Annotated in this window: 17 protein-coding genes and 1 other annotated feature; of the genes, 11 read left to right on the plus strand and 6 right to left on the minus strand. The window is 41.9% G+C overall.

What is annotated here, in order from left to right; translation table 11 throughout:
* Window positions 1-118 precede the first annotated feature (118 nt).
* The 3 genes from GOP56_RS01600 (at window position 119) to trpS (ending at window position 6,127) form a co-directional block, all read left to right on the plus strand.
* Window positions 119-3,793 carry a non-ribosomal peptide synthetase family protein gene (locus tag GOP56_RS01600; RefSeq protein ID WP_254068557.1) on the plus strand — a complete coding sequence of 1,225 codons (3,675 nt, stop codon included), beginning with the start codon at window positions 119-121 and terminating at the stop codon, window positions 3,791-3,793.
* Between the two features lie 122 nt (window positions 3,794-3,915).
* Window positions 3,916-4,593, plus strand: coding sequence for an MgtC/SapB family protein (locus GOP56_RS01605; protein WP_003343884.1), 678 nt, complete (start codon window positions 3,916-3,918; stop codon window positions 4,591-4,593).
* A gap of 60 nt (window positions 4,594-4,653) precedes the next feature.
* Window positions 4,654-4,935 (plus strand) — a binding site (T-box leader).
* Between the two features lie 196 nt (window positions 4,936-5,131).
* The gene (gene trpS / locus GOP56_RS01610; protein WP_163244316.1) at window positions 5,132-6,127 is read left to right on the plus strand and encodes a tryptophan--tRNA ligase; all 996 of its coding nucleotides are present in this window, start codon (window positions 5,132-5,134) and stop codon (window positions 6,125-6,127) included.
* A gap of 234 nt (window positions 6,128-6,361) precedes the next feature.
* Here trpS and GOP56_RS01615 read toward each other — a convergent pair whose 3' ends face one another.
* Window positions 6,362-6,997 (minus strand): stalk domain-containing protein, encoded by a 636-nt coding sequence (locus GOP56_RS01615; protein ID WP_163244317.1) that lies wholly within the window; start codon window positions 6,995-6,997, stop codon window positions 6,362-6,364.
* A 245-nt stretch (window positions 6,998-7,242) separates the two neighbouring features.
* Window positions 7,243-8,229, minus strand: coding sequence for an LCP family protein (locus GOP56_RS01620; protein WP_163244318.1), 987 nt, complete (start codon window positions 8,227-8,229; stop codon window positions 7,243-7,245).
* A 341-nt stretch (window positions 8,230-8,570) separates the two neighbouring features.
* Between GOP56_RS01620 and GOP56_RS01625 the strand changes: the two genes are divergently transcribed.
* The 7 genes from GOP56_RS01625 to GOP56_RS01655 all read left to right on the plus strand — a co-directional run bounded on the left by GOP56_RS01625 (window position 8,571) and on the right by GOP56_RS01655 (window position 17,416).
* On the plus strand, window positions 8,571-9,227 hold the full coding sequence (locus tag GOP56_RS01625) for a response regulator transcription factor (RefSeq protein WP_003337857.1): 657 nt from the start codon (window positions 8,571-8,573) through the stop codon (window positions 9,225-9,227).
* 3 nt (window positions 9,228-9,230) lie between these two features.
* On the plus strand, window positions 9,231-10,670 hold the full coding sequence (locus tag GOP56_RS01630) for a sensor histidine kinase (protein ID WP_068794257.1): 1,440 nt from the start codon (window positions 9,231-9,233) through the stop codon (window positions 10,668-10,670).
* Window positions 10,667-11,407: a P-loop NTPase family protein gene (locus GOP56_RS01635; RefSeq protein WP_163244319.1), complete on the plus strand. Its 741-nt coding sequence runs from the start codon at window positions 10,667-10,669 to the stop codon at window positions 11,405-11,407. Before GOP56_RS01630 ends, GOP56_RS01635 begins: the two co-directional genes overlap by 4 nt.
* Before the next feature lie 177 nt (window positions 11,408-11,584).
* Window positions 11,585-13,456, plus strand: a complete 1,872-nt coding sequence (locus GOP56_RS01640) for an acyltransferase family protein (protein WP_163244320.1) — start codon at window positions 11,585-11,587, stop codon at window positions 13,454-13,456.
* A gap of 770 nt (window positions 13,457-14,226) precedes the next feature.
* A complete protein-coding gene (locus GOP56_RS01645; RefSeq protein WP_163244321.1) occupies window positions 14,227-15,492 on the plus strand; it encodes an efflux RND transporter periplasmic adaptor subunit in 1,266 nt (421 codons plus the stop codon).
* A 14-nt stretch (window positions 15,493-15,506) separates the two neighbouring features.
* Window positions 15,507-16,229: an ABC transporter ATP-binding protein gene (locus GOP56_RS01650; protein WP_022586554.1), complete on the plus strand. Its 723-nt coding sequence runs from the start codon at window positions 15,507-15,509 to the stop codon at window positions 16,227-16,229.
* On the plus strand, window positions 16,226-17,416 hold the full coding sequence (locus GOP56_RS01655) for an ABC transporter permease (RefSeq protein ID WP_163244322.1): 1,191 nt from the start codon (window positions 16,226-16,228) through the stop codon (window positions 17,414-17,416). The genes GOP56_RS01650 and GOP56_RS01655 overlap by 4 nt, the downstream gene beginning before the upstream one ends.
* Window positions 17,417-17,536: 120 nt before the next feature.
* Here GOP56_RS01655 and GOP56_RS01660 read toward each other — a convergent pair whose 3' ends face one another.
* From GOP56_RS01660 to GOP56_RS01675, 4 genes are all read right to left on the minus strand, one after another.
* Window positions 17,537-18,493: a hypothetical protein gene (locus GOP56_RS01660; RefSeq protein WP_163244323.1), complete on the minus strand. Its 957-nt coding sequence runs from the start codon at window positions 18,491-18,493 to the stop codon at window positions 17,537-17,539.
* Entirely contained in the window at window positions 18,474-19,007 is a 534-nt protein-coding gene (locus GOP56_RS01665) for a sigma-70 family RNA polymerase sigma factor (protein WP_163244324.1), read from the minus strand. The genes GOP56_RS01660 and GOP56_RS01665 overlap by 20 nt, the downstream gene beginning before the upstream one ends.
* 264 nt (window positions 19,008-19,271) lie before the next feature.
* Window positions 19,272-19,625 carry a hypothetical protein gene (locus GOP56_RS01670; protein ID WP_101667970.1) on the minus strand — a complete coding sequence of 118 codons (354 nt, stop codon included), beginning with the start codon at window positions 19,623-19,625 and terminating at the stop codon, window positions 19,272-19,274.
* A gap of 267 nt (window positions 19,626-19,892) precedes the next feature.
* Entirely contained in the window at window positions 19,893-20,093 is a 201-nt protein-coding gene (locus GOP56_RS01675; protein ID WP_233882729.1) for a LysR substrate-binding domain-containing protein, read from the minus strand.
* Window positions 20,094-20,390: 297 nt separating this feature from the next.
* On the opposite strand from GOP56_RS01675, the gene GOP56_RS01680 reads away from it, so the two are divergent.
* Entirely contained in the window at window positions 20,391-20,561 is a 171-nt protein-coding gene (locus GOP56_RS01680; RefSeq protein WP_003344759.1) for a DUF2759 family protein, read from the plus strand.
* The last annotated feature ends 47 nt before the right edge of the window (window positions 20,562-20,608 follow it).

The following is a 20,608-nucleotide window of genomic DNA, read 5'->3' on the forward strand; positions in this document are numbered from 1 at the left end:
GAGTGTTGGGTCGTCAGCAGAATGCTAATATGGAGTACAAAAGAGGAGAGATCAGATGCTGGTCTCTCTTCTTTTTTCACCTTTTCATATACATTTTATTAGGAGGCAGGAGTTTATCATGCACAATACACCAAGATACGAACCTATAACGTTCCCACTAGACAATAATCGCTTCGGTCAGTTCACAGATACTGTGACTACAAGAAGCTCGTATGATTTGACTCCATATATGACAAAGTTATGGGAAAAGGGACAGGAAATTCATCTATTGGCTTTGTACATCATGTGGCTGCACAGAGTCAGCGGAACCCAGCAGATTACGTTGGGTACTCTTAGTCAGGAGAAATGGGCACCAGTAGCTATAAATGTTCAACAAGGAATGAACTATAATGATGTACTAGATCAGGTTGAACAAGCTTGGAAGCATGGAACAGAAGATGCTGATGCTTCTTATTCGTTCGATCAATTCCCAAGCACGTTTTGTCTGCAACAAGACTCACTCATGCAAATTGAAGCACATACAGCTGCTCCCCTACATGCTGGGATCATCGTAAACAAAGCAAAAGCTAGCTGGGAAATGTATTATGATTCCAACAGCTTCCGTCAACAGACAATTGATCGATTTATGGAACAAATGGAATGTTTAGCAGAACAAGCTGTGCTGCATCCGCAGACAAGCTTTACTGCTTATCCCATGCTATCTGAAATGGAACAGAAACTGTATCAATCCATGAATCAGACGACAGAAGCATTTCCAGCAGAAAAGACGATTCTGGATGTCTTTCAAGAGGTAGTAGAAGCGCATGGTGAGAGGCTTGCCTTACAGACTGATGAGACTAGGTATACGTATAAACAAGCAGATACGGCATCTAATCGGGTAGCTACAATGCTACAACAGCATGGGATTAAGCCAGGGCAATATGTTTCTTTATTTATGGAGCGAAGTATCGAAGCCACCATAGCCGTACTTGGGATATTAAAAGCGGGCGCAGCTTATGTTCCATTAGACCCGCATCATCCGCAAGAACGTAATGCCCATATTATTCAGGAAACGAATTCTCATGTAGTTCTTTCTAGTCTTGCCTATCGAGATTTAGTGGTACAAGCTATTCCGAAAGCACAGGTCTTATGGATGGAAGACATTGAAATATATTCTGATACAGCGATAAAACCGGCTATTACGCCGTTGCATCCAGCCTATGTCATTTTTACCTCGGGGTCCACAGGAACGCCCAAGGGAGTTATTTTGCACCATCAGGGGGTAGTGAATTACGGGGTTGCTGTTAGAAAAATGATGAACGTAACAGAGCAGGATATCTTCACACAATTCATCACGTTTAGCTTTGATGCATCCGTTCATGAGTTATTTGGAGGCTTATTAAACGGCGTTACCTTACATTTTTTAACGAAAGAAGAAAGAATGGATTCGATTTCGTTTGCAAGAGCAGTCAAGCGTGTAGGAGTTACGTGCATTCCCGGCATTCCTGCTGCCTTCTTTAACCAATTAGTTAAAACGTTGCCAAGCACAGAAGCAGACTGCTTCGCCACAGTAAAAAGCATAGGAGTAGGCGGAGAGCTTCTAGCGGGCGAGGTTGTTCGTTCCTTCCAGGCTAAATTTTCGAGTGATACAATCATTTACAATTTGTACGGGCCGACTGAATGCACCGTGACGTCTACGTATCATGCTGTGACTAAACCAGTGAAAGCTGATACGACCAGCATCCCGATTGGAAAGCCTCTTGCAAACTATGAAATATATCTGGTTAATGAATCGTATCAACTGTGCCCGATTGGTGTTCCAGGAGAAATTCTGATTAGCAGTGTAGGAATCTCACACGGCTATCTGCACATGCCTGAAAAAACGAAGGAAGCCTTTATTTCAGACCCCTTCACACCAGGATCAGGAAAAATCTTTTATAAAACAGGTGACCTGGGACGCTTGCTAGAAGATGGAGAGGTAGAGTATTTAGAACGTAAAGATTTTCAGGTCAAAATTCGTGGGCATCGAATTGAAATAGGAGAGATTGAGGAGCGATTAGCTACGTATCCTGAGATACAAAGCGTAACAGTTATTGTGAAAAAGGATCATGATAATCAGAATACATTGGTCGCTTTTTACACAACAAATACACAGCAGGAGATTGATCCGGCGCTTTTACAAGCTTTTTGCTCACAGAAGCTGCCTCCTTACATGATTCCAGTGCAATTTGGTTATCTATCGTCTATGCCTATTGCACCAACCGGTAAAATTGATCGAAAAAAGCTAGCTACTATTGAGCTAAAACCGGTGACAAGAACACAAACGTATATCGCACCCAAAACGGAGGTTGAGCAGGAAATTGCCCGAGTATGGGAAATAGGATTAGGAGTAGAGCGCGTAGGTGCAAATGATAATTTTTTTGAAATAGGAGGACATTCTCTTAAAATTATAGAGATATTAGTTGAAATAAAGCCAAAATATCCACTGCTAAAAATTAATGACTTCTTCACACATCCAACTGTACAAGCATTAGCGCATCGAATTGAAGAGCTGAGTCAGGAAGAGCAGAACACAGAACGCACTGATTCTGGGCTGATTGAGAGTAATCTACAAACAGAAGAAGTCCTTGCTGAATATCCAGAGCGTTTACAAACGATCAAAAAGGTTCTAAGACGCGGTCAGCATACATTTTTACTAACGGGGGCGACAGGCTATCTTGGTTCTCATTTGTTAAATGAATTGCTGCAAACAGCATCGGGCACGATTTATTGCTTGGTACGTGGGGAAGATGTTCAGAGTACTACAGAACGTTTATATCAAAATTATTCCTTTTACTTTGGAGATAAGCTGAGTAGACAGCTTCATTCACGTGTGAGGGTGATGATAGGTGATTTGCAGGAAGTGCGCTTGGGATTAGGCAAAGAGGATTGGCATGAGCTTGTTCAAAACATTGATGCTATCATGCACTGCGGAGCGGATGTAGCTCACTTTGGTGACTCTCAGCATTTCTATCGAGTAAATGTACAAAGCACGGAGACGTTACTTGATCTGGCCAGGGAAAAACAGGGTATTCATTTTCACTATGTTTCCACGATCGGTATTCCTGAAGAACTGTCTTATGCAGGAAAATGGCACGCATTGCGCAATGCAGACCAAGTGGACTATTCCATTGTGCTAGACAATCATTATATCAATAGCAAATGGGAGTCAGAGAAGCTTGTGATGAGAGGTTTTGAACAGGAAGGTATACCGGTGACAATCTATCGTGCTGGTAATTTGAGTAGCCATTCGTTATCTGGTGCATTTCAACGAAACATGGAAACAAATGCGATGTATCGGATGTGTCGGGCGATGTTTTTGCTGGGAGTTGCCCCACATGCTGATTGGCTAGTAGACTTCACCCCTATTGATTTTGCAGGAAAGGCGATTGCTAGCCTTGCATTACAAGAGGAAGCAGTCGGAGCCGTTTTCCATATTGTTAATCCAGAACAGATTCCGTATGTGGAGCTATTGGAGCATTTTCAGTCTTTTGGCTATCAGCTGAGTCTGGTTTCCCAACAAGAATATGAGCAATGGCTATTTGATGGAACGAAAAAAAATCGGGAAGGGATGGAGCTAGCTATTACGCAACTGGAGGGAGATGGCGCACGTGATTCGAATGTTCGATTTGCATGCCCTAAAACAACAGCCCTATTACAAAAGCTCCAGATTACATGCCCAACACCGACGAAACCATATTTCCAGGCGATGGTGAGGTATGCAATAGAAAATGGATATTTCCCAATGCCAACACTTGCAGAGCCGATTTGCTAACAAGGCTGTGCTCCGTTAATCATCCTCTACGTATCAGTTGGTTTAAGAATAGCTCATCAGGATTTATAATAAGCTACAGGTAATAAAAGTCGTCAGACAAACCAGGTTAGAGGTGGAATAACATGGAATTAATTATTTTAGCAAAGTTGATGCTTTCTGCTTTCCTTGGAATCGTAATTGGAATTGAGCGTGAATTAAAACAGAAGCCACTAGGATTAAAAACTAGCGTAATCATATCGGTTAGTAGCTGCTTACTGACGATTGTTTCGATTGAATCTGCCCAATTTTATGCGGAAACGTCTATGAACAATCGAACAGATCCCATGCGTTTGGCTGCACAGATCGTTAGTGGAATCGGCTTTTTGGGTGCAGGGGTCATTTTGCGCCGAAATAATGATGTTATTTCTGGTCTAACCACAGCTGCAATTATTTGGTCTAGTGCAGGGATTGGAATTGCGGTTGGCTCGGGCTTTTATTATGAGGCAGCGTTAGGAGCTGCGATGATTTTGTTCTCTGTACAGTTGCTTCCTTATTTAGTAAATATGATTGGGGTTCGAAAATTACAAGGAAAAGAATTAAAAATTCGCCTGTTCTTAGATGAGCATTCCCATATGACAGGGATCATCCAGAAATTCAAAGAAGAAGATATGAAGATTAAGAATGTCTGGTTAAAGGATGTTGATAAGCAAAGGGTACAGATGGATTTACGTCTAGTCGTGTACGATCATATTTACATTACTGACATTTATGAGATGGTCCATAATTTAAACGGGGTGGCACGTGTAGAGATTGACAGCTAGTGTGAGGTTACGTATACTGATTGATAAGTTTACAGGAATGCTATACATCTAATAATGATAACAAGCGCAATGATGAAGAGGAGTATGCAGGCAAGAATGCTTAAGAGAGCTGATGGTTGGTGAAAATCAGTGCGGGAAGCTTGCAGAATGGACTTTTGAGCGTCCAGACCGATAGTGTGAACAGAACATGGTAACACACAGGTAGGCTCTGGCGGAGCGTCTCACCGATAGAAGAGACAGGTATTCGAGCAAAGGCATGCAGAGCTAGCACTTGCTCCGATACATTGAGCGCGCTGTGTAGACAGCGAATAAAGGTGGCACCACGGGTTTCTCGTCCTTATTTTATAAAGATAAGGATGGGAAGCCCTTTTTGTATTTCTTGTAAACAAAATAGAGGTAATCAGGACAAGGAGCGTGATGAGAATGGAAGATGGTTGGTGGTGGCTTTATCAACTGAATGAGATAAATAAACAGAGGGAGATCAATGCCTTTCATACCCCACGATCTCCGCTCTCAAAACGAAAGAGGCTGATTATCTATGAAAAATCAAAAACTGGTATCAGGTATCCGTTCTACTGGTGAATTACATTTGGGTAACTATTATGGAGCAATGAAAGGCATTGAGAAGCTTGTAAACACATACGATGCTAATTTTTTTATAGCAGATTTGCATACATTGACCACACATCCTAGCCGCGAGCATATGTCTAAAAATGCTCTAGAAGCTGCCGCCAGTTATTTGGCTGCAGGACTGAATCCTGAGCATTGTACGTTTTATACACAATCTTCTCTGTCAGCCGAGGCTGCGGAATTATCCTTATATCTAGGAATGGTCATGCCTTTAGGTGAGCTGATGAGATGTCCAACCTTTAAAGAAAAGGCGAAGAAGCATCCTGATAATGTTAATTATGGTTTAGTGGGATACCCTGTGCTGATGACAGCAGATATCCTGCTGCATAAAGGTGAAGTAGTTCCTGTTGGTGAAGATCAATTAGTGCATTTGGAGATGGCACGGCAAATTGCTAGGCGTTTTAATAATAGGTATGGTGAGGTTTTTGCATACCCGCAACCGTTGGCAGAGAATGCTGTTCGTATTCCTGCACTACATGGTCAGGGTAAAATGAGTAAATCAGACGGAGTAGATACGTATATTAGTTTACAGGATGAGCAAAGACAGATCGCTCAGAAAGTAAAAAAGGCATACTCTGATCCAACTCGTCTCTATCTGCAACAACCAGGTCATCCGAGTGTACAAGGCTGTAATGTTTATCATCTGCACACGTATTTTACGGATGAGCAGGGTCAACAGCAGCTTAGAGAGCAATGCTCCATGGCATCAATCGGGTGTGTAGCTTGTAAACAGCGACTAGCTGAAGAAATCGAACAAATTGTGGAGCCATTCCGTACCCGCAAACAGCAACTTACAGAAGAACAAATAATCGATACCCTGCAACAGGGTGCCGAGAAAGCTCGGCTGTCTGCACAAAAGGTTCTTCAGGAGGTACGAAATGCCATAGGAATTCTAATGGTTTAAATCTGGAGGCAATTTGGATTATATTGTAGAAGCTTCCTTTAAAACTACCAACAGCAGAGAAGCTTCAGAGGAACAAAAGAGGCTAAAGGCTTACCTAGAAGAAAAGGGATGGTTTTTGCCAAAAGACTCATTGAAAACCGCTTTGATTTTGGAAAGATATTAGTTCTATCTCTATTATATCCTGACAAAAAATCCTTGAAGAGAAGCTTCAAGGATTTTTTCTTTATTATTTACTTACCTTATGAACATAAACTGAATGGATTGCTTAAGCTGATTTAGCATGTCCACGCTTTCTTTAAATTCCGGGCTTTCTGGTTTCTCCAAATAAGGTGCTTCACTCGGTGTTTGCAATGCATATACCTTTCCGTCCTGCATTCCTAACATCGTAAAGAGTCCTGTATCTGCATACTCATCTTTATCCCATACGGTTTTAGTAATGATGAGCACTCTGAAGAAAAATTCAGGTTTTACTGCCTTATTTTTCGGTACATATTGAAAAATAACTTCATTTGCTTTTTTTTCTACTTTGATCTTATCCTTCCATTCAGAAGGGAGACTGATCAGAACCTTTTGATCCTCAATCACATATGCATCCTTGCCAGTTATTGCTCCATTTTGGCTAGAGGATTTGCTTTTTACGTTCACGATCTTGTTTTTTTGATCCCATTGCACCTCTCCTCCGAGAGATTCTGCCAAACCCCGTGCAGGTACGAGTACCCGACCATTAATGATTTGAGCTTGCGCGTCCGTTTTCACTTCTTTCCCATCGACCATCACTTTGATGGCTGGAGCAGCGTAAGTCATGCCTGATACGAGCAGTGCTGTAGCTAATACGCCGCAAAACATCCCTTTTTTCCCTATCATCTTCATGTTGTGTCTGTCTCCTTTAGTGTAAATCTCTGTTTATTGACAACTTTTTAGATCTAAAGCATACAGAATATTCAAGAGAAAAAGCAAACATCAAATCTGGCTGTATTTTCCTAATATCCTGCATCTCACGAAATCTGGTCTATTCAGCATGGCTATACAAATGGTTCCTCAAGCCAGCACGACATACAACGCAAAAGAAAAATGACCCGAGTTTCCTTAAGCAGGACTCAAGTCATTTTTTTATTTTACCTATCCTGAACCACTAATTCCTGCACGAATTCACGAAGCTTCTTATTATCTCGCACACTCAGGACAGAGGCCCCTTTCACTGACGTGCCGTCAATTAATTCCATCGGCGGTACTTGTGCTAAGCCGGCTATGTGGCTTTCCACACCGAGCTTTGCCAGCTTCAGCATATCGGGGATATTCAGATTTGTCTGGATGTAAGGTGCTACACTTTCCAAAATTTGCCTCATCCGCAATAGGTTCCAGTCGGATTTCAGCTTTTCAGCGATGGCAAGCAACAGGTTACGTTGTCGCTCGGTCCGGGTGAAATCGCTCATTGCGTCATGGCGGAAACGCACGTATTGCAGCGCTTTATCTCCATCCAGCATTTGTTGCCCTTTTCGCAGATGGATGTCGTATTGGTTACCGTCGGTTTTGTCGGTGTAGTCCATGTTTTTCTCGACATAAAAATCAATGCCGCCAATTCCATCGATGAGTGATTTGAATCCTTCGAAATCGGTATATACATAATATTGAATATCAAGACCGAGCAAGTCGCCTATCGTTTTCATGGCAAGGTTAGGTCCCCCTAGTGCGAGTGCGGTGTTGATTCTTCCTTTGCCATGACCTTCGATTTCGACATAAGTATCCCGAAGAACAGACATAAGATGTGCTTTTTTCGTGGTGGGGTCAATCGTTACTACCAGCATGGAATCGGAACGCGCTTGAACGTTCTTCTTCACCCCCCGATTGTCGCCGCCCATAAGCAGAATGCTGACGCGCTCGGTGCCTTCCCATATGACAGGCTTCAGCGCGTCATTCTCCTGCTCCTCGATTAGAATGGTATCCTTTGGTTTGTCCAGACTGTCAAGTACATAGTAGGTGCCAATGAGCTGATAGCCGAAAAAAATGATGATGCTCAAAAGCAAAACTCTGAAGCTGATCAGCACGAACCTCCATGTTTTCTTTTTATGATTCTTTTGCTTTTTTTCCAAAATCCATGACATGTTGCTCCTCCAATAATCTCATCCATTTTTCGTTGATGTTCACATTGTTATTTGCGTCTGGGGATGCAATCAGTGTAGTCTGCGAATATATGATAAATAAGATGGACTTGTAATGAAGTTGTAAATTGTCGAATTTATATAAATTACATGAGCAGTGATAGATTACCTCTTTTGCAGCTTTTGATAGGGGGAATGAGCCGTTCTAGAAACAATCCAATTCCTATTTCACTTGTTGCATGTTTCACAAAGATATATATTGTCTCTATAAAAATATTCTTTTATCATGTAATATCAGTAACAAAACATATAAACCATTCATGAAATGTTAGGTGATTACGAAGATGCAAAAGAAGATACTGATTGTCGAGGACGATATTCATATAGCCAAAATTATTAAAATGAATCTTACGCTCGTGAACTTTTTAACGACCGAGGTACATGACGGTCTTTCGGCACTGGAGGCGGTGAAGCGAGAGAAGTTTGATCTTATCCTGTTGGACGTTATGATTCCGAAGCTGGACGGCTTTTCGCTGATGGAAAAAATGAAATCCTACCACATACCAGTGATTTTCCTGAGCGCGAAAAACTCTGTATACGATAAAGTCAACGGACTTAAACTAGGGGCGGATGATTACATTGTTAAGCCCTTTGAAGCAATTGAACTCTTGGCTCGAATCGAAACAGTGCTACGTAGATATGGCAAAGAAGACTCTATCATCAAGTTTCAAAACATTGAAGTGGCTCTGGACAAACGAGAGGCGACTATCCAGGGCCAACCGGTAGAGCTGACTCCAAAGGAATACGATTTGCTGGTCGTATTGCTGAAAAACAAGAACATAGCACTATCCAGAGAGCAGTTCCTTGACAAAGTATGGGGCTGCGATTTCTATGGTGAAACAAGAACGGTCGATATGCACATCAAATCGCTACGCAAAAAACTCCAGCTACATGACCAAATCAAGACGATTTATAAAATTGGGTACCGGCTGGAGGATTGATGGATGAAGTTTTGGCAGAAAATATACTTGTTTTCCATTCTTGCATTCGTTCTCATCTTTCATATTTTTTCGATAATGGTCATCGAGCGGAATCACATGAAGATGCTAGAACAGGAAATTAATAGCGCATTAAGCCAGTACATCAGCATTCATTCTAGCGTAAATGCAATCCTTCCAATCCTTCGTATCTATGATTCCGTCGATTACGAAAAAACAGTATTAACGAATATTGCTAACGAATTTGTCGAGAAGAACAGCGAGCAACGAACCTATTTGCAGATTCTAAATGATAGCAATCAGGCGATTTTCAGCAATACCGATTTCAAGATGCCATTTGAGCGTAAGGAGCTGGACAAGCTAGGTACGGATGAAATCAGATATATTTTACGAGATATTGATGAACGTACGATATTGTTTGCAACGAATATAACGTACATTAATCATAAAAGTTACGTATTCACTTACATGAAGGATCTTACGCCGGTGTATCAGGAGCGCGTAGATCAATACAGCTTTTTCGTTAAAGTGGATGTGGCCGCCTGCATTCTTTATATGCTTATTATGTATGTTGTGAGCAAAGGCCTGACGAAGCCGATTGATCGTCTAAATCGAACGGCTCGGGTTATTGCACAGGGGGATTTTTCAGAACGCGTTCAGATAACAACAAAGGATGAAATCGGCGTGCTGGCCAAAAATTTTAACGAAATGGCTTCGGTGGTCGAGGATAAAATCAATGACTTGGAGCTACACAACCAACAGAAGCAAAGGTTTATCAATAACTTTACTCACGAATTAAAAACACCATTGACCTCGATTATCGGATTCGCCAATTTTCTGAGAACAACTAAATACAAAGAAGATATATTTTTAGATGCTCTGGATGTCATTTATTCAGAAGGAAAGCGGCTAGAATCCTTTTCGTTAAAGCTGATGGATTTGGTTTTCCTAGAGGAGCACCATTTTCAAATGGAGGAACATGATCTTAAGGCCACAATTGCCGAAATGGAACCTGTGCTGAAAATGAAAGCGAGAGAAAAGCAGATTAGCATCGTTATTGATTGCGAAGAAGGGTCTCTGCTTATGGATAAGGATGTAATGAAAAGCTTAATTTTCAATCTTGTAGATAATGCGCTTAAAGCTTCCGCCAAACAGCAGAGCATTACACTTCGTACCTACTGGAGCGATAACCATTGCATCCTCGAAATAATTGATCAGGGCATAGGGATTGCCAAAGAGCATCAGGATAAAATATTTGAACCGTTTTTCATGACGGATATAGCAAGAACGAGAAGCAATAATGGAGCGGGCTTAGGTCTCTCCATATGTCACAGTATTGCACACATTCATAAAGCAAGTATCAAAGTGATTAGCGAGGTCAATCAAGGTACGACAATTCAGGTTATTTTTAATGGAACGGGTCAAAAGACTGGGGTGCAACAATGAAAAAATATCTATTTTCTATTGTAAGCATGGCGTTTTTATTAATGACGACAGGTTGCACTGGATTTTACAATGCTATCGAGAAGGACACTGTCATGGTTAAAAAAATAAATAGCGAGCACAAGAGCAACGAGGTGAAATATGAAGGTACGCTTTCGCAAGATGCCGTGAGGATGCTCAGCGTAAATGCCGTCAACAAATATTTTAATGAGAAGCTTACTGTAGATGATGTCCAATTTGAGCTATCGGTGATTGACCAGAACAAGCTGAAGGATCTAGTCGAAAAAGTATTCAAGGGACTAAATCAGGAAGTAAGTGAACATGTCGAAAAGGAGCTAAACAAAATTCCCAGTGGCCTGTACTATATGACGCTAACGGTTTCAACCGGTCCCAATGATATTTACGATATCATCTTGAATGCCAGAGACGGAGATGTTCTTAAAATCTTGAAAGTAAACGGAGCGAACTTCTTTGGTGACACATCTCCCGGTCGTAATCTGTTTGAACTTGCTGATCAGTTTATTCAGGAAAAAGGAGATTCTGAGCTGGCGTCCGATCTGACATTGGACCAGGATGCTGTGCGGTTTGGCACCAAGACGGAAGTTTATTATAAGAGCAAGACGAACAAAACGTGGAAATATAACGTGATGATCAATCAAAGAACAATGAAAGTGATTGGCTTTACCAAAGATATCATGGCAATACTCAATTATTATTCAGGATCGACCTCTTATCGATAATCCTAAGACTGGCCGCTAGTTGTGGCTGGTCTTTTTTTGTGCGGTATCGACCTTACATCTCAACATTTTACAACTTGATTACAAGTCCATCTCACTTATCATATAATCCCGTACTACACTGAATGCATACTCCAAGTTATGGTGTGTTACAAATAATTAGAGGGAGGTCAAGTTTCAGTGGAAGCAACGTATCGATTAAATAAATCGCATGTAAATATAGAGGATGGCAAACGACGATATATGCCGGGATTGGACGGGATACGGGCACTAGCTGTCCTTGTCGTTGTGGCATATCATTTTGGGTGGAGAGGAGCCTCAGGAGGACTACTGGGAGTTAATGTGTTCTTCGTTCTGTCCGGTTACCTCATCATGGATTTATTGGTGGAAGAGTATCGGAGCAAAGGGCGGATCGATCTGAAACGATTCTGGTTCCGTCGCGCACGCAGACTACTTCCAGCTCTGCTACTTATGCTACTTGTTGTTTCCGTAATTCTATTTATATCGGATAGCAGTCGATTTGTCTCGATTCAGGGAGATATTTGGGCTGCGATCATGTACATGAGTAACTGGTACTTTATTTATCACGATGTGTCATACTTCGAGAGCTTTGGTCCAGCTTCTCCTTTAGGTCATCTCTGGTCACTGGCAGTCGAGGAGCAATTCTATCTATTGCTACCATTGTTACTGTTTGGCATCATAAGATTCACAAACCCTACGTGTGGAAAACTTGCGCTGTATTTGTTGATCGGTGCAGCAGTATCTTTTGGTACGATGGTACTGCTATACGATCCTAATACGGACCCGAGCAGGGTGTATTATGGTACGGATACACGAGCATTCGGATTTTTGATCGGGGCTGCACTCGCGCTTGCATGGCCAAGTCGTATTCTTGCCACACCCTTGTCACGTAAGGGTACCGTTGCCCTCGATGTTGTAGGTGCTATGGGTGGAGCTATTGTCGCTTACATGATTGTCTTTACCGGAGAATATGACGAGTGGCTGTATAGGGGAGGCATGGTTGTCCTTTCAGTCGCGGCGGCATTGGTCATTGCCGCTGCTGTAAGCCCGTTCACTACTGTGAGCAAACTGCTTGCATGGAAACCTCTTAGGTGGGTCGGTCAGCGATCATATGGCATTTACCTATTGCATTATCCGATTATCGTTTTAACAGCTCCTGCAAATCCTAATATGAAAGCCGGCTTTTTCCTTCAGCTTGTTTTACTCGTGGTGATGATATGGCTAGCAGCGCTGTCTTATAAATTCGTAGAGTCACCTTTTATAGAGTCATCTACTTTAATCGAAGGCTGGAAACGAAGTAAGATCGAACTACGGAAAAGGGTAAACCAGACCGCCTTCATTCGACGTCGAAGATTATCTGTATTACTGTCAATTGGCATGATTGTTCTCTTATGCGTCTCTTGTGCCCAGCGTGAGAGCGAGACTACGGGAGCTTCATCCAAAGAAGTGAAACAAGAAATGATCCAAGGCGAAACTACCGACAAGCTTAAGGAGGAACCGAAGGAAGAACCAGAGCTACATGAATTGCTGATACAGTCGCAGGATGTCCAGACACCGTCTTTACTATCCGATGGGGTAACTGCTATTGGGGATTCGGTCTTGCTCGGTGTTGCTCCAGAACTAGAGAAGCTTGTACCAGGTATTATCATCGATGCGAAGGTCAGCCGGCAAATGAAAGATGCACTAGCTATTGTACAACAGCTTGAATCTGAAAACCGGCTTGGGAAGTGTGTCATCGTTGAGCTTGGTACGAATGGTCCCTTTACATCGGATACGCTAACTAACCTACTCGATACCCTTGGTGCAGAACGACAGATTATTCTTATTAATACACGAGTTCCGCGGAATTGGCAGGATAAGGTGAACCAAGAGCTGAGCAGGGCAGGTGAGGAGCGTTCCAATGTTAAGGTAATCGATTGGTATTCCTATAGTGCGAACCAATCGGGCTGGCTAACTAAAGATGGAATTCATTTACAACCTGAAGGAGCAAAAGCATACGCCTCGCTGGTCGCCGAAACGATCAGTAATTAAGGCAGACTGTATCTTTATCGGACAAGGCTATGCAAGATGCTGCTACTTGTTTGAAGCAGCGAAAGGACAGATAGCACGCTTGCTGACTGGTTTACTGATAGGGGAGCTAGACTCCAAGTTCTAAGCAAGTTTCTTATCAAAAGCGGAACGTAAGTGGAGTAGCGTGCCGCGGCAACTGCTCCACTTTTCGCTTAACTTACGCATAGCGAAACAATTCATCTTGGGAAAACTAGCTCTAAAACGTTGCATGGGATGGTCAATATTACAACGTTATGTAAAACGGATAAGCCTCAATATAATAATGTCAAATTACGCTTTTTTATGTTCCTTTGATACAGATGTTGACAGCAGAACGTTATTACTAAATAACATGAGCGAAAGAGCAGGCCTTCTGACAGCTGTTTCGTTTTAGCATTTCCTCGAATCGCTCCCATCCTAACGACCTATAATTTCGAATGTTCCGGAAAAACAAGCCTCCTACTATATAAAAAACCAGTCCATTTTCAACTACACAGGCACAAATGAGATGTATGTAAAAACAAGATGGAAGCGCAAAACAATCCTCAACTTACAAATTTGTAATATTAGTGTCACCTAATTAAATAGTAAACATTTTCCCTTTAGCCTAGAATACAAGTTGTTCAAGTAAATGATGGTAAAAATGAATGGTGTAGAGAGGTGATGATTTTTGAAAAAATGAGTAAAATCTATAGAACTATTGCAAGATTTATACGTAAATCCTTTATAAAGATATTTGTAAGGAGGCTATTATGAAGAAACGTTGGTGGGGTGTTATTGCAGCTGGAGTACTAGTCGCCGGCGCCTATGGTTATTTGAAATTGACCGCTGTCGACGCAACAGGCCTTCCTGTTTCCGTCATTCCTGTTGTAAAAGGAAGCATTGAAAACAAAGTAATGGCATCAGGAATGGTTAAAGCAAAGCAAGAGGTTACGCTTTTCTCCCCAAATAATGGGACCTTGCTGCAATTTAACGTACAAGAAGGGGACAAGGTTACAGCAAATCAAGTCATTGCTCGTATAGATGTTACCGATCTATCAAGCGAAATGGCATCCATTGATGCGCAAATCGCTTCGCAGCATGCTGAACTAAATCGTGTTAAATCAGGCAAAGAACCTGAAACGATTGCCCAACAGGAAGAACGCGTTCGTCAAGAGAAAGAAAAGGTTGACTCTGCCGAGAAGGAATACAACCGTACCAAACAATTGGTAGAGGCTGGTGCTTCTCCTGCCACTGATTTGGACAAGGCTAAGGACTCATTATCCCAAGCGCAATCATCTCTTAAAATGTCCCAGAGCGAATTAGCCCTCAATAAAAAAGGTCCAAAAAGCACAGATATTGCTTCCGTTCAAGCACAGATTAACCAGCTACAGGTAAAAAAAGCGGAGCTAGCGAAGCAAAGCTCTCAATCCACCGTGGTGGCTCCTTTCTCCGGTACCGTTTTAAAGGTGGATGCTAAGAATGGTCAAGCCGTGACGAAGGGTACAGAAATCATTACGATGGGTGATTTGACAAAATTACAAGTAGTAGCAGATATTAACGAATCAGATGTAAAAGAGCTTCAAATGGGACAAAAAGCACTTGTAAGCGGCACTTCTATGGGCAAAGAAAAAGCAGCAGCTACGGTAACCCGTATTTCACCGCTGGCTACAAAGATTCAAAAAGGGGAAACGACAGGAAAAACAAAAGTAAATGTCACATTGGAATTGGATCAGGCTGTCTCTGTGCTAAAACCTGGCTTTAATGTCGATGTGGATATTATGATCACCAATAAAAACAACATTCTTGTTGTCCCTTTCCAAGCGGTTGTGAATGATCCAAGCGGTTCCTTTGTCTGGGTCGTAGAAAATGGTCTGGCGAAAAAACGTCCCGTACAAACCGGTACAGAAAGTGACTTGAATGTAGAAATCACAAGCGGTCTAAATGAAGGAGACAGTGTCATTAGCAGCCCTTCCGCTGATTTGATGGAAGGCATGCCTGTAATGGCAATGGAAGCAGGCGTACCTGGAGCAGTATAAAAGGAGGGAAACAGATGCTAACCGTTACTGATATTCGTAAGACCTTTATGAACGGTGATTCTGAGCTACCCATCCTAAAAGGAGTTAATTTTACCGTTAATAAAGGGGAATTCGTCGCAATCATGGGGCCCTCTGGTTCTGGTAAATCCACCTTTATGAACATGCTGGGTTGCTTGGATCGCCCCTCTTCCGGTTCTTATGTACTGGACGGAGTAGAGGTCACTACCTTAAACGAAAATCAACAAGCTGATCTTCGAAACCAAAAAATTGGGTTCGTCTTTCAGGCATTTAATCTATTGCCACGTATTTCTGCGATTCGCAATGTAGAATTGCCTATGCTCTATGCAGGCATCTCGGCAAGCGAACGCAAAAAACGTGCAGAAGAAGCGCTCATTAGCGTAGGTCTAAAAGAGCGTATGGAACACAAGCCGCCTATGATGTCCGGTGGTCAAAAGCAACGTGTAGCCATCGCCCGTTCTCTCGTGAATCGCCCGGCGATTTTGCTAGCGGATGAACCAACGGGAAACCTAGACAGCCGTTCTACTAGAGAGGTTATGGCCATTTTCCAAGAATTGCACGCACAGGGAGTTACCATTATTCTGGTCACGCATGAATTGGATACCGCTCAGCACGCAGAACGTATTGTTGTCTTTAAAGATGGTGTCATTATGAAGGATGAAAAAGTAAAAGAACGACTCTTTGCTGTCGCAGATGAAAACGAGGTGTTCGCTACATGAACCTCATCGAAAGCTTTCGCATTGCTATAGATGGTATTTGGTCCAATAAATTGCGTTCCATTTTAACCATGCTAGGAATTATTATCGGCATCGCTTCCGTCATTGCCATTATGACAATGGGTAAGGGCGGAAAAGAAATGATGACAAGTCAGTTCGGAAATGTAGCCGATGCAAAGTTTACCGCGATAGTAAGCTGGGAGACCGAAGAACCTGTCAAGGATGATGATTTGACCATTGATGATGCCGTTACCCTGGAAAGAATTAATCCTTACGTTCAAAATGTCATGGCTCAAATCTACGGTAGCGGAACCATCAAGGATAAGAAAAAGGATATCAGTGCTCAAGTATATGGGACAACGGGTAACTTTTTAGAGGTAAATTCGAGCTATAAGATTGAGAAGGGTCGTTTCTACACCAGAGATGACGATAAAGAACAGCGAGATGTTGTGGTATTAGACAAGGGCTTAGCAGATAAATTGTTTCCTCAGGGAAATGCTGTAGGAAATCGGATTTACATGTCAGATGCCTCCTTTGTGGTCATTGGGATTCTAAAAAATGATATGCAGGGCTTAATGGGCGGTGGCATGCAGGATCTGGTGTACATGCCGGCACGAACTTATCTCAATCACAATGAAAAAGCAACGGTAAGCATGTTCCACATTCAAGCCAAATCAAATGCTACGATTCAAGCCGCGATGGACTTTACCAAGCAATATCTAAATCGTGTACATAAGCATACCGATCATTACACGGTAAAAAACAGCGCCGATGAGCTAAAAGAGATCACGAAGATGCTTGACATGCTTACAATGGTCTTCTCGGTTATCGCCGGAATTTCTCTTTTAGTGGGCGGTATCGGGGTAATGAACATCATGCTCGTCTCCGTAACGGAGCGCACACGCGAAATCGGGATTCGAAAAGCCCTAGGTGCCAAAAAACGGGATATCCTGACCCAATTTTTGATCGAATCCATTATTGTCTGCTTAATTGGTGGCGGTGTAGGGGTAGGTCTTGGACTTGGGTTAGCTTCGATTATTATCTCATTTGCAGGCATGCCTCCTGTTACATCCTGGGATAGTATTCTGATCGCATTTGGCTTCTCTAGTGCAATCGGGATCTTCTTTGGAATCTATCCGGCAAACAAAGCAGCCAAGCTTGATCCAATTGAAGCATTGCGTTACGAATAATGCAACGAATAGAAATAGGATGCCGTGTCACCAATTTGAGTGGGAGTTCGGCATCCTATTTTTTATGGAGTGTTCGATTATTTCTGGCTCAAAGGAACAGTTCCGTCCAGTATGGAACGTTTATTTTCCCCTTTTTTCAACAAAGACGTTAAATTCGATTCCGTACTCTTCTTTAAAGGTTTTCGCGTACTTTTCATTTATTTCCGAAGCTTTTTGTTTTGCTGCCTCCATGTTTTCTAACATTCCTACTTCAATATAAAACCTATTCTCGCTGTCTTTTAACACACGAATTCCTTTTTCCTCAGACAGGGCATATTCCATGAGAGCAAATTGTTCCCCAAGTGGATATGCGGCAGTTCTGATTGAGTATACAGTTTTTAGCTGTGCCTGATTATCTTTTGAAAGATTCAATACGATTTGGGCAGGGTCCGAATATTCCTTTACTTCATATTTAACTGGTGATGTAAAGACAAATACGAAACGATCAGAAGAATCGTCTAATGTAATCAACCGGTATGCATCTGCTATTAAATCGCTTTTCTTCAGTTCCTCAAAGGTTTGCTGATCAAACCATCTTACGCCATTCAAGGTAAAAGTCATTGTGTATGGATTTTCCTGATAGGATACGTTGAAAGCAGGGGCGGTTTTTTTGGGTGCTTCCCCCAATTCCTCGTTACCTTGGGCAAAGTTGATGACTATTTGCTCGGCATCTTTTTCTTTTACGAGCGTAATTGGCTTGATGCTAGTTCCGTCCGTTCTTTCGCCGCCATCGGCATACCCGCCATTAAATTGCAATACCTTTACAAGGCTTCCTAGAAACGGTACATGTGCTGCTGCAGCAACAAAACCCGGTAGTGTGTTGACGGCAACGCCAAACAATATAAACATGGCAGCGACCCCGCCAAGCCCTTTCATTACCATTCTGTTAGTTTTCATTTTCATTGGCCTTTCTCCCTTATTTCGCGATGATAATTCTGCATTAGCCTTTGCTTTAGCCGATTGGATTACAGCATCTAGCTCCTTGGGTATTTCGATGCTTTCATAGCTCTTTTTTACTTCATTTAATTGATTGTTCAAGATGTTCAACCTCCTGCAAATCAATTTTTAATTTTTGAAGTCCCCGATAGAGACGCGTTTTAACAGTACTTACGGGTATGTCCAATATTTCTGCTACGGACTCCAGTGTCATATCTTCGAAAAATCGTAAGATAATTACTGTCTTATATTTTAGATCGAGTTTTTCTAGTGCCTGTCTCACATCGAAGATATCATCCCGATTTTTATCCGAATGCTGCATAACATTTTCCAAAATACTCGTGTCCATAAATACCATTCTTCGCGTCTTTCGCAAGGAATTATGAGAGCAATTAATCGCGATCCGATACAGCCATGATTTGAGAAATTCAGGTTTTCTCAGGGTATCAATTGAAACGATAGCTTTATATATCGTTTCCTGTACGATATCCAGTGCTTCTTCTCTGTTTTTTACAAAACTGTAAGCGAGTCTGTACAATTGCTCCTTGTTTTCTTCAATGATTTTATAAAGATGATCGCTCTCCTTCGAGGAATGATTGGGAGTATGCGCGCGCATATCGTTCTCTCCTTTCAAACAAATGCTCCAATCGTTTGGTTCCACTATTAGACAAGGCAGTAGAACAGAAAGTTTCATTTTAAAAAAAAGGGGTAGGCCTTTTTTATTCAAAGAAGATGGGAGTACAAGGAAGGTGCCCAGTTTTTATTGTTATGTAATCCTTTGTTGAAAACAACCTGCTTATCAGACGGACGATATGTAAAAAGTTACCCCCCTTTAACCTTAGTAGTAAAAGGGGGGTAACTTTTTTAAGCTTGGAACAAATCATTTACTTAACGATTTATGTCCGGCAGCTAATTCCTCGTCGCTTGGAACCTTGCCTTTAAAAGCTAGAGAAGCCTTTGAAACCTGGTTATTGTATGCAACCTGATTTTCCTGCTGTTGCCTGTCAATGGTTTGGTTCATAAGTTGCTGAGAATAAACCGGCATTGCCGCTGAATTTTGAGTCATTTGCTGGGAAGACTGCATTAAAAGCATTGCCTGTTTATCATGTAAATCAGCCTGTTGACGATGAATCAGAGCTTGGTGCTCGTGAGCCTGAGCTTGAGTGAGATGGGCTTGAGCTTGTTGCTTATGCATATTGATTTGTTGGTTGTATTGTGATGTAAGCATGTGCATGAGTTATCCTCCTTTCCACTGGTTCACTTTAGCGCTATCGGGAAATAGGTTTTGCCTGCGATTCCTTGCTCATGGTATGGGAAGATCGCGTTTGTGAGGGGTTATTTTTATCGCTTTGCTTAGGTTTGACTCCGTTATGCTTGGACATCATGACACTTCCTTTCTTCAATGGTTAGCTGTTGAAAATGTCTTTCATAGCATCCCCAATTTCGCAAAACACATGGCGTCAATTAGTCAAAAAGGAATGAAAAACTTTTACCAATCCCATCAGTGATCATAATGCTGTATCACCCAATCTATAAAGGATGCGAGACGCAGATCGGTTGCTTTTTCAGCAGGATAGGCGAGTAGTGTAGGCCGGGTAAACGTGCCTTGGGAAATATCAATTGTAACTAATGTTCCCTGTAGCTGTTCCTGTTGAACGAAACGTGAAGGTAGCAGAGAAATCCCTACATTTTGTAACACCATCTGCTTAACATTTTCATAATCCACTCTTAAAGGAAGCGTACAAGGCTAGGGAACGACTGATAGTTGGAGAGACAAAATGCTAGAGGTTATACAACCAAAAGGGTTGCAGGAAAATAAAAGATAGAAAAGTTGACGAAGTTGGAAAGTTGCCAATCTATAGAGTGGTGGGAAACTTGTGAATTTACTTGTCACAATTGCTGTTATGACTTGTTTCAATATTGGCTACATTATATAATTGAATTGCCATTGTTTGCTATTCTTGGACAGGTATATTATTTGCAAAGGGGTTGAATTGGGATGCAATGGGTTATGGACGTAACCATGTTTCTGATAACTCTGTTTATTTTGGCTGGGGTTTTTCGTTCCATAAAGGCGAAAAACAGGTTTGCCACAGCGTTTGGCTTGGTGTCATTAGCAGTATTTGTCTACGCCGATTTCCTTATTCTTAAATTCGCAACAGGTGCGTAATTGTAAAATGTAAGTGGTTTCATCATGAGAAGCTTTTGCTTTTGCAA

The organism is Brevibacillus sp. 7WMA2 (assembly GCF_010748895.1).
GTDB lineage: Bacteria > Bacillota > Bacilli > Brevibacillales > Brevibacillaceae > Brevibacillus_B > Brevibacillus_B halotolerans.

What these genes read in the sequence shown, in the direction of transcription:
- GOP56_RS01630 (WP_068794257.1), top strand. Translation starts at nt 9,231, where the DNA reads ATGAAGTTTTGGCAGAAAATATACTTGTTTTCCATTCTTGCATTCGTT.
- GOP56_RS01650 (WP_022586554.1), top strand. Translation starts at nt 15,507, where the DNA reads ATGCTAACCGTTACTGATATTCGTAAGACCTTTATGAACGGTGATTCT.
- GOP56_RS01670 (WP_101667970.1), bottom strand. Translation starts at nt 19,625, where the DNA reads ATGCACATGCTTACATCACAATACAACCAACAAATCAATATGCATAAG.
- GOP56_RS01665 (WP_163244324.1), bottom strand. Translation starts at nt 19,007, where the DNA reads ATGCGCGCGCATACTCCCAATCATTCCTCGAAGGAGAGCGATCATCTT.
- GOP56_RS01655 (WP_163244322.1), top strand. Translation starts at nt 16,226, where the DNA reads ATGAACCTCATCGAAAGCTTTCGCATTGCTATAGATGGTATTTGGTCC.
- GOP56_RS01675 (WP_233882729.1), bottom strand. Translation starts at nt 20,093, where the DNA reads ATGGTGTTACAAAATGTAGGGATTTCTCTGCTACCTTCACGTTTCGTT.
- GOP56_RS01645 (WP_163244321.1), top strand. Translation starts at nt 14,227, where the DNA reads ATGAAGAAACGTTGGTGGGGTGTTATTGCAGCTGGAGTACTAGTCGCC.
- GOP56_RS01605 (WP_003343884.1), top strand. Translation starts at nt 3,916, where the DNA reads ATGGAATTAATTATTTTAGCAAAGTTGATGCTTTCTGCTTTCCTTGGA.
- GOP56_RS01620 (WP_163244318.1), bottom strand. Translation starts at nt 8,229, where the DNA reads ATGTCATGGATTTTGGAAAAAAAGCAAAAGAATCATAAAAAGAAAACA.
- GOP56_RS01625 (WP_003337857.1), top strand. Translation starts at nt 8,571, where the DNA reads ATGCAAAAGAAGATACTGATTGTCGAGGACGATATTCATATAGCCAAA.
- GOP56_RS01680 (WP_003344759.1), top strand. Translation starts at nt 20,391, where the DNA reads ATGCAATGGGTTATGGACGTAACCATGTTTCTGATAACTCTGTTTATT.
- GOP56_RS01615 (WP_163244317.1), bottom strand. Translation starts at nt 6,997, where the DNA reads ATGAAGATGATAGGGAAAAAAGGGATGTTTTGCGGCGTATTAGCTACA.
- GOP56_RS01600 (WP_254068557.1), top strand. Translation starts at nt 119, where the DNA reads ATGCACAATACACCAAGATACGAACCTATAACGTTCCCACTAGACAAT.
- GOP56_RS01635 (WP_163244319.1), top strand. Translation starts at nt 10,667, where the DNA reads ATGAAAAAATATCTATTTTCTATTGTAAGCATGGCGTTTTTATTAATG.
- trpS (WP_163244316.1), top strand. Translation starts at nt 5,132, where the DNA reads ATGAAAAATCAAAAACTGGTATCAGGTATCCGTTCTACTGGTGAATTA.